This window comes from Streptomyces sp. RP5T, from assembly GCF_003933965.1.
In the GTDB taxonomy this organism is placed as follows: Bacteria; Actinomycetota; Actinomycetes; order Streptomycetales; family Streptomycetaceae; genus Streptomyces.
On sequence record NZ_RSAJ01000340.1, the window covers coordinates 1 to 8,958 of the forward strand.

8 protein-coding genes and 1 pseudogene are annotated in these 8,958 nt (G+C 64.0%); 7 read left to right on the top strand and 2 right to left on the bottom strand.

Features of this window, described 5'->3' with window-relative positions; all coding sequences use genetic code 11:
- Window positions 1-387 precede the first annotated feature (387 nt).
- The 4 genes from EHS43_RS28790 to EHS43_RS47135 all read left to right on the top strand — a co-directional run bounded on the left by EHS43_RS28790 (window position 388) and on the right by EHS43_RS47135 (window position 2,539).
- On the top strand, window positions 388-1,674 hold the full coding sequence (locus tag EHS43_RS28790; protein WP_260470753.1) for an ISL3 family transposase: 1,287 nt from the start codon (window positions 388-390) through the stop codon (window positions 1,672-1,674).
- A 45-nt stretch (window positions 1,675-1,719) separates the two neighbouring features.
- Window positions 1,720-1,968: a transposase gene (locus EHS43_RS48110; RefSeq protein WP_260470754.1), complete on the top strand. Its 249-nt coding sequence runs from the start codon at window positions 1,720-1,722 to the stop codon at window positions 1,966-1,968.
- 133 nt (window positions 1,969-2,101) lie between these two features.
- A complete protein-coding gene (locus tag EHS43_RS47130) occupies window positions 2,102-2,368 on the top strand; it encodes a hypothetical protein (protein WP_221740767.1) in 267 nt (88 codons plus the stop codon).
- Between the two features lie 27 nt (window positions 2,369-2,395).
- On the top strand, window positions 2,396-2,539 hold the full coding sequence (locus tag EHS43_RS47135) for a hypothetical protein (RefSeq protein WP_221740768.1): 144 nt from the start codon (window positions 2,396-2,398) through the stop codon (window positions 2,537-2,539).
- A 23-nt stretch (window positions 2,540-2,562) separates the two neighbouring features.
- Here EHS43_RS47135 and EHS43_RS28800 read toward each other — a convergent pair whose 3' ends face one another.
- Complete coding sequence (locus EHS43_RS28800; protein WP_125193650.1) at window positions 2,563-3,168, bottom strand: SUKH-4 family immunity protein; 606 nt, start codon at window positions 3,166-3,168, stop codon at window positions 2,563-2,565.
- An 825-nt stretch (window positions 3,169-3,993) separates the two neighbouring features.
- On the opposite strand from EHS43_RS28800, the gene EHS43_RS28805 reads away from it, so the two are divergent.
- Complete coding sequence (locus EHS43_RS28805; RefSeq protein ID WP_125193651.1) at window positions 3,994-4,713, top strand: transposase; 720 nt, start codon at window positions 3,994-3,996, stop codon at window positions 4,711-4,713.
- 439 nt (window positions 4,714-5,152) lie between these two features.
- On the opposite strand, the pseudogene EHS43_RS28810 reads toward EHS43_RS28805, so the two are convergent.
- Window positions 5,153-5,520 (bottom strand): annotated as a pseudogene (locus tag EHS43_RS28810) (LysR family transcriptional regulator); the annotation flags it as partial.
- A 648-nt stretch (window positions 5,521-6,168) separates the two neighbouring features.
- Between EHS43_RS28810 and EHS43_RS28815 the strand changes: the two are divergent.
- Together EHS43_RS28815 and EHS43_RS28820 are read left to right on the top strand one after the other, a co-directional pair.
- Window positions 6,169-7,254 (top strand): ParA family protein, encoded by a 1,086-nt coding sequence (locus EHS43_RS28815; RefSeq protein WP_125193652.1) that lies wholly within the window; start codon window positions 6,169-6,171, stop codon window positions 7,252-7,254.
- An 806-nt stretch (window positions 7,255-8,060) separates the two neighbouring features.
- Window positions 8,061-8,576: a hypothetical protein gene (locus tag EHS43_RS28820; RefSeq protein ID WP_125193653.1), complete on the top strand. Its 516-nt coding sequence runs from the start codon at window positions 8,061-8,063 to the stop codon at window positions 8,574-8,576.
- The last annotated feature ends 382 nt before the right edge of the window (window positions 8,577-8,958 follow it).

The window sequence follows — 8,958 nt, forward strand, 5'->3', positions numbered from 1 at the left end:
CGAGCAGCAGAACCGGCCGCTCTGACCCGGGCTGAGGTGAACAGTGCGGATCCGTGCACACAGCTGAGGTCAGAGCAGCTCTCAGATTCGCTTCACCACCGGGCTGAAGCCCGGTGCACTGCGAATAGTCCCGTTCGCTTCACCACCGGGCTGAAGCCTGGTGCACTGCGAATAGTCCCGGTAGCAGTCGCCAGGTCTTCAACTGTGCGAAGGCGCGGTCGAGGTGTGGAAGAAGGAGACCTGGCCGTGGGTAAGAGGACCGCGGCGGAGCGCAGTGCCTAGATCGTCTTCGCGGACGAGGCCGGGCAGTCGCTGGGCTCAGTCAAGATTTTCGTGATGGGGTGACGGAGCGTCATTCCAGTGGCATGGTCTGCAGTGTGTGATGACTTGCTGGGCATCGTGTTCCCGCACCTGGAGAAGGTGCAGGTGGAACGCGTGTGGATTGAGGACGACATGGTGCGGGTCAAGGCCCGCACCCTGGACGGTGCGCTTCCGTGTCCATCGTGCGGTGTCTGCTCGTACCGGGTCCACAGTCGGTATCGCAGACACCTTGCGGACGCCTCCGTAGGCGGGCATCCGGTGGTTGTCGACCTGTCAGTGCGGCGGCTGTTCTGCGACGTCACTGATTGCGCGCGTCGTACCTTTGTTGAACAGGTCGAGGGCCTGACCGTCCGCTACGGTCGTCGCACTGTGGTGCTGGTGGCTCTGGTGCAGGCGATTGCCCTGGCACTTGCGGACCGCGCAGGCGCCCGGCTTGCCGCCGTACTCCATATCGTCGTCAGCAGAGTGACGTTGCTGAACGTGCTGATGGCGCTGCCCGACCCCTCCCCTTCCTCACCGCGGGTGCTGGGGGTGGATGACTTCGCCACCCGCCGCGGGCGCAAATATGGGACGGTGCTGGTCGACGTCGAGTCCCATGCTGTTCTTGACCTGCTGTCCGGCCGGGAGAAGGAACCCCTGGCGCTCTGGCTGGCCGGACACCCGGGAATCGAGGTCATCTGTCGCGACCGGGCCGGCGCCTACGCCGAGGCGGCCCGCGTCGGCGCTCCGGGAGCGCTGCAGGTCGCCGACCGGTGGCATTTACGGGACAACCTGGCCACCGCCGTCGAGCGCACTGTGATCACGCACCGGCCCTGCCTGCAAGTGCCAGAGGTGAGCACCTCGTCGGCCCGGCGCTTGGCCGCAGCTCCGCCCTCGACTCTCAATCCGGACACCGGCACGGAGAAATGGCTGGTCACCCGGGCACGCGAGCGGCACAAGGCAGTTCACCGACTGCTGGCCCGCGGATGGACGGTCAGCGCCATCGCGCGGGAGCTGGGCCTTACCCGGCACACGGCGGAGCGCTATGCCCACTGCAAGAACCTCGACGGTCTGATCGAAGGCTCCCTGCGCACTACCCGCCTGGACGACTACAAGCCCTGTCTGATCCGGCGCTGGAACGAAGGATGCACCGATGCCGCCCGCCTCTTCCGCGAGATCCGGGCCCAAGGCTATCCGGGACGAACCCCCCAAGCGGTGCGACGCTACCTCCGTCCGCTTCGCACCGGCCTCGGCTCCATCCTGTCGCCGGCCCCCGTGCTCAAACCGCAGCAGGTCACCAACTGGATCATGTGGAACCCCCAGCACCTGCGCGACGACGAAGAGCGCCAGCTGGGTGAAGTACTGTTCCGGTGACCGGAGTTGACTGCCGTGCGCGGACACGTGCACGCCTTCGCGCGGATGGTCTGCGACCTCGGTGGAGACAGCCTGCCGGCATGGACAGACGCCGTCCGCACTGATGACCTACCCGCCCTGCACGCCTTCGCCGACGGTCTCCGGCGGGATCACCAGGCTGTTACCGCGGGACTTACGCTGCCCTGGAGTTCCGGCCCTGTCGAAGGACATGTCAACCGGATCAAGATGCTGAAGCGGCAGATGTATGGGAGAGCCGGATTCGCACTACTCCGCAAACGAGTCCTCCTCACCTGACCCACACTCCGTCACCCCGTCACGAAAATCCTGACTGAGCCAGTCACTGACTCCGACGCGTGCCAGGACCTGGGGCCGGATCAGGCGGACCCCGGTTGTGAGGGTGCGGGGCCGGGGCTCCGGGCGGGTGTCGATGACGGGCATGGTCTGTTTCAAGCCGGGCCGGCGGTCCCGGCTCATCTATGCGATCCGCCAGTATCGGGGCCGCAAGGATGAGCCGAAGGGCTTCGGATGGCGGGACTTCCGCGACCTGGTCGTCCGCGCTTGGATCCAGCTTGAGGGCCCGATCGTGCTGGTCTGGGACAACGTCCGCCTCCCCCTGACCGCCGGCGTGAAGGAGTTCATCAAGGCGAATGCCGAGTGGCTGACCGTGTTCCGGCCTTCCGGCTTACGCTCCTGACCTCAATCCGAGGGCATCTGGGCGCTGGTGAAGCGCGACCTGGGCAACCTGGCCGCTGCGGACCTCGGCGAGATCACCACACCGGTGAAACGTCGGCTCAAGGAGATCCAGTACCGCCCTGACCTCGTCGACGGCTGCACAGCTGACACCGGTCTGAGCCTGGATGGCTGATCAACGTTGGGGACTGGTCCGGATCACGCATCCCAGTCCGCGTAGTTCCCGATCGTCACGTCGTTACAGAAGGTCTCCCAGAACCCGTTGTCCGCGAGCGGGGTCCCGTCGATGTCGGAGACGAGCTCGCGTAGATCTTCCGCTACCTCCTCGGACCTCTCCTCGCCGCCCTCCGCATAGAACGGGAAGCGTGCGATCACGGCCTCGATGTATCGGCTGAAGGAGCCGAGGTCGCGATTCACGTGATGGGTCGTCGATGATTCGACATCGGGGATCTGCACCACGTGACCACTGGCCACGTCGACGGCGATGCGTCCGAACAGGCCGCTCGTTGGGATGGCGCCCAGCCCTCGTTCACCGATCCCCTCGAAGTACACCGGCTTGCTCAACGGCCGGTACTCGTATCCGATCAGCCCGACTGGGATGCCGGTCTTGTTGAGATCGACAGCGATCTGGGTAGGCACCTCAGGCGGCGCCTCGACGGTGATCAAGACGAACTCGGGCTTCGGCAACTGCGGCGGGGGCTGGCTTACGCGAAGATCTTCTCCCGATGGACTGCCCGGCAACACCCACAGGCCCGCAAAGCGGGCAACTCCCGCCGGGCAGCTCCCCCTCCCGACATCATCCATTCAAGTTCAATACCATTGCTACCTTCGCCTTCCGACACTGCGGTGCGCATCCTGCGTCTGGTACGGCTGTGGAGGCTGGGAAGGATTCCCCCTCTCGCCGGACGGGCGCTCCCCGTCTTGCCCGGCCCTGGCCATCTCGGCCAGGAGAGGGATGTCGCGGGGGTGGGAGCTTCCGGGCTGGTTCGGCGCGTTTGCGCCCTTCTCAACTACATCGGGACCGACTGCCTGCTGGAGCATCATTTCACCTGGGGCAGTCTGAACGGCAGGAGCGGGTGCTTGAGGAGCAGGTACGTTCCAACCATCTGGGAGGGTGCGAGCGGCAGGAGCGGGTGCTTGAGGAGCAGGTACGTTCCAAGCTGTTGGGTAGGCCGGTGCGGTGTACTGGGCGGCGTAACTCGGTTGGCCGGGAGAGGCCGCTGTTGGGTTGGCCGGTGTGGCGTACTGGGCGGCGTAACTCGGTTGGCTGTACGCAGGCTGTGGGTCATGCGCAGGCGGCGCTTGACCCACTCCGGCCTGTCTGCGCCTTTCGGCCTGGGCCAAAGCGAGCGCTCCGAATGCAATTTGCGCATCGCGATTGTTGGATTCTTCGCTCCTACCAGCGTTCTGTGCAGTTGGCATGGATACTCCTCTTCTCACGGTTTCCAGTCGTCGAAATTCCGTATTCCGTGCGTTGCACATTGCTACTACGCATCTCGCTGCCAAATGGTTCACAAAGGGGTGACGCCGGAGCCTCGATGACATCAGCTTCATCAAGATGGGCCCCTCCCGCGAGCGTGCAGCGCCAGTACTCCGGTATGGTCGGCCGCACCGAGAACCCCCTGAGCGGTGCTTTCGCCCTACGCCACCACGCGCGGCGGTGGATCGGGAGTTGTATCTGCCCAAGTCCGGGACCGCGGCCGCGCCGCCCACGCTCCTGACGAGCGAGCCTCCGCTACCAAGCCCGACCTGGCCAAGGCCATGGCGCTGCGGGCGATCGCTTCACCGCAGCCCATCGCCTGGGTGACCGCCGATGCGGCCTACGGCCAGGAGGGGCGGCTGAGCCGCGTGCCGGAGGAGACCGGCGTGGCAAATGTCCTCGCAATCCCAAGTCCCAGCAGGTGCCGCACTTCGGGCATCCGCACCGCGTACCAGGGCTGGCTCCGGCTCGTTTTCGGCCGCCCCAGGGGCATCAAGGACAGCAACCTCACTGACCCCGACCTCTCCCCCGCAACTCCGGCTCGCGAACTCAAGGTCTCCGTACGGACGTTGTACCGGGCCTTCACCGAAACCGACGACTCGGTGGTCGCGAACATCGGCCGCAGATGCCTGGAGCAGTCCCGCCTCGAACTGACGTCGCCGGGTACCAGCCCGCCCCGAGGTTCTCGGAAATGGCCGCACGCTGGCACTTCGCCGACAGCAGCCATTTCACGCCCGCAAGAACGAGTACGGTCAGACACCCGCCGAATACGCCCGCAGGCAGAAGTGACCTGCGGATCTTGGGCTCCTTTTGGTGATGGCCGCGCAGGCCAGGAGCGCTCCGTCGGCGGGCCTATGACATCACGGTGAGGCAAGCGGCCCCGGTGCTGTCGAGGAGGAGGATTCCGTTGGCCTCGTTGAGTTTGTAGGCGACATAGGTCTGCAGGTCGTCGCAGACGTTGTCGTTGTTGTTCCATGTGGTCTGGTTATGTAGCCGTTGCAGACCGTTGGGGTGCGGTGGCCTTCGTCCTCGAGAAGTTGTCAACCCCTTTTGCAGCCAACCGGGCCGAGCAGGGCGCGGACGTAATCACGCATGCGCTGTCCCTGGTCGGCGCGACTGACACGGTGACCAATACGCACGAAGAGGCGCCGAGTTCACGGTCCCAGGTTCGCAGTCGGTGCACTGTCGCGCATGTTCTCTTCGCGGCGCGTGAGCTTCTCCTCGGTGAACGTCTTGCTTTGGTACCTAGGTGTTCTGTCCACACTCCCGTTGACACCGCAGAGTCCGGTGGCATGGCGAGCAGTCGCGTCAGGCGAGCGGGTCGGCGTTCAACGCGCGGGTGCAGTCGGTGGGGGTACTGCGGAGCCCGGCTGCGGCTCGGGCCAGCGCGGCGGGGGCCGGCGAATGGTGGCCAGCCGGCCATGCGAGCACGGTCGTGATGTCCCGGGCGTCGACGACGGGCACCGCAACATGGTCGGGCCACTGCCATGCGCGGCTGGAGGCAGGGATGACGAGCAAGGTCTTGCCGAGTGCGACGAGCTGAGCGAGCTGCGACTGGGTGTGCACCTCTGGCCCGGGGCCGTCGGGGTAGGAGCCTCGAGCCGGGGCCATCGGGCGAGGGGCAGGTCCGGCACGTTTCCGACGTCCGCGAGGGTGAGCTGGGTGGGTGAGGCGAGCGAATGTCACCCACGCCCTCCACTGCCGACCCGGACCGCCTCTACCGCGTTCACCCGTAGATACGAGACCACCTCTCGTGAGCGCGCTGCTCCGTCTGCATCACGGCTCACGTGCTACTCGCGCCGTCGACTAGACCAGCCCGCCTCGGAAGATGCCCCGGAACGTCTACAGATGCAACGCGTCGGCATACACGCCTTGGCGAGTCCTGACGATGAGTCTTCGCAGACCCACTGTTCATCAGTGCCAGCCTCCACTTGTTCCCTCAAACTGCCCGCCCGGCTCCCCCACCGAGACTGCTCATCACTATGACGAGCTGTCAGGAAGTAGCTACCGACTCAGCAAAGGAAAGGTAAAAATAGGCTCTGACCTGGGCATTCACAAAATCACATACGTTGCTCACTTGCTCACTCACCAGCTCGATCGACAGTTCAAGATCCCATGCAAGGCCACCTAGAGGGGCCGGATTTGACGAAGAGTGAAGACTGAAGAAGTGTGAACTGGGCCTCGCTAGTGGGTTATCTGACACCGCGAAAGCCTCCATCCGTGAGACTCGCCGCTGAACCCATGTACTGTCCTGCTTGCACTCGCGCACGCACCGTGTATCGTGCCGGTCACTGCGGAAGCGCAACCATCAGAGTGGAGGTATCATGGAACTTGTCTCTCTTGACGGGCTCTCAAGTCGACTCAGCGTGATCAAGTCTTTCTCGGACATGTCGGACCAGGAGGAGATCACCGCGCTGGTTCACCAGCTCCGACCTCGTCTGAGGAATGTGATCGGAACCACCATCGGTAAGGGGGGTGAAGGGAAGACAACGGTTACGGCCAACCTTGCCTATGTTCTCGCTCAAGCGGAAAAGGCTCAGGCTGATCAGGGGAAGCCAGCTAAGCCCATCCTGTACATCGAGCTAGACAGTAACGGGAATGGTCGCCTCAACTTCGGTGTTCGAGGTATGCCGTTCGACGACGACGGCCTCTCATTCCTAGATGCACTGACGGACGATAAGGACTTTCAAGTAGTCGAGGGAGTACGCCCCTACCTCGACATGGTGATGTCCGGCCGACACAACGCCGACATTCCGACTGCAGTGACCAAGCTTCACGACAAACACGGCGTCTCTGCGTACTTGCTACTGGCCATCTTGCTGGCTCAGATCTCGCACCGGTACCGATGGATCCTCCTGGACTTCTCACCGGGTGACAAGATGATCCAGCGGCTCGGACTCGCCGCATGCACCCATCTCCTCGCCCCCATGAAGGGTTCCGACAACGCGGTGATCGAGGGCCTTGGGACCCTCGCTGGGCTCGTGCGACAGGTTCGCAGGCTCAACTCGGAGGTAGCCATCACATCACTGGTCTTCCTCGGATATCAGCGACGCAACGACGAGCCCACCAGTCAGCTGACCAATCTGCGTGAGAAGATCGGTCTGCTACTGGACCAAGGAGGTATCGACCGAGGCGTACTCATCGATGCCTATATCCGCGACGGAGAAACCACAGCGAACCTCGCACGCAACCACGGCATGCCAGCTGGTGAGTTCGCTCAAGCCGCAGCAGGGATTCTGACGGATTCCGTTACCGGTGAACCCGCAGACCGCCCGAGGGACGAGAACGGCAGACTGGCTGATCCGCAACGGGCATTCGACATCGCCACGGATTACACCAACGTCGCCCGAGAAGTGGTCCAGCGCATCCGGCAGCGCAATCTAGAGATCCAGGGAGCTGACGCAGCATGACATCTCGTTCACAGACACCCAAGACCGGCGGTAGTCCGAAGAAGGCCGCCAAGAAAGCACCCGCGGCGAAGCGCTTCCTCATGCCACAAGTCGATCTCGGAGGCTTGGGAGGCGGCGATGAAGACGATGACCTCCCGCCCCTCGATCTGGGGCGATTCGATCGCGTCGAGAAGCCCGCGGGCGAGCCCACCGAGCAGCCGCCACCCGCACTAGTCGCCCCACGCGTGCGTCAGGTACCAGAACCAACCCCCTCACCTGAAGAGAAGCCCCCAGCGCCGACAGACACCGCAGCCGATCACGGTTCAGCTCCGGAGCTGACAACTACCGCGGCGGGGCCGGCACCTGCGCTGAGGGAATCACTCGTAACCACGTTGGACAAGCCTGGCGTTCCCGCTCCCGCCACGCTCAGCAAGCCAGAACCTGTGACCGCAGTTCCTGAGCCTGATCAGCACCCACAGACCGCCGAACCACAGGAGGCAGCACACCCAGGCAGGAATCCCTCAGCGCCTCAGCCCACCTTCGAAACAGAACGAGCGGCACCATCGGGCTCCTCCCCGTTGACTGCCTCACACCCAGACACCGAGAGCCCAAGTGCCTCCCCAGCAGTCTGGCAAGCCGAACCGTCGCGTCAGCCCGCTCGACGCTGGAGCCTCACGCCGGACAGCACTGCAGTACCCGCAAGGCGTCCTCGGCGTACCCCGACCCGTCCGTTCTCGCCTCATGAGTCGCACCAGCGCCGGGACGACCGACTGCGTGAACTCATCGACCGTGCACCGCGCTACGCAGCCCTGCTCCAGTCATACACCGTGGCGCAGTCAGGTAAGGAGTCGTACCAGAACCGCAACGTCCAGCTGTACGGGCTGACGGCTCAGGAGCTTGCCGATCGCATCACTGTCGACAAAGCCGTCATGACAGCGGTTAACCTCCCCACCCCGCGTTTCACGCCAGCTCATTACATCGATGCCGTTCTCGACCACGCCTTGGGCGCACTCGACCCTCAGGGCACCAGCCTGCAGAACATGGAAGCGGAACGGGACGTCGTGTGGGCACTCGCTCAGGACGGGCTCGCCTACCGTGACTACGTCACCGCAGATCCCGAGATCGCCGCCATGAAGAAGCCCCGCTCGCAGTGTCCGCTGCGTATAAGGGTTAACCAGCGGTATAGCCGCATGATGGACATCCTCCGTACCATGCCGGAGATTAAGACCCAACCCTTCGAGATTGCCAGTGCCTGCGTCGCCAAATATCTGGAGGGATTGCAGGCCGAACAACCGGTCTTCGAAGAGTTCTGGCAGCGCAACCTCGTATCCACCTACGAGTGATCGGCTGAGAACGCAGACCAGTGCTGCCGCAGTGTCACAATGCGACAGCACACATTTTCACCGACCAGCCACAGCAACGACCGCCTGGAGGTTAGGGTAACGGGCCGTCCCCGAGCTACAGACGTCGTCTTGTGCTCGTAGAAAGGACTCCCAGGAGGAGTGAAGCGCTAAGGGGTCGTGCCACCGCTTGCGCAGATCCGGGGGAGTGGGGGAGGGAGTGAGGGGCCTTGACCACTATTCCTGAAGACGAGTTACTGAGCCTCTTTCATCCTGTGCTGGCGGGTGAAATGGGCTGGTCAGTGGCTGTGGTGACGAGGCAGGGCCCCTCGTCGTTGGCGTGGTGATTCCACTCAGCACACCGGCGACCGAAGGGGCCCTGTTG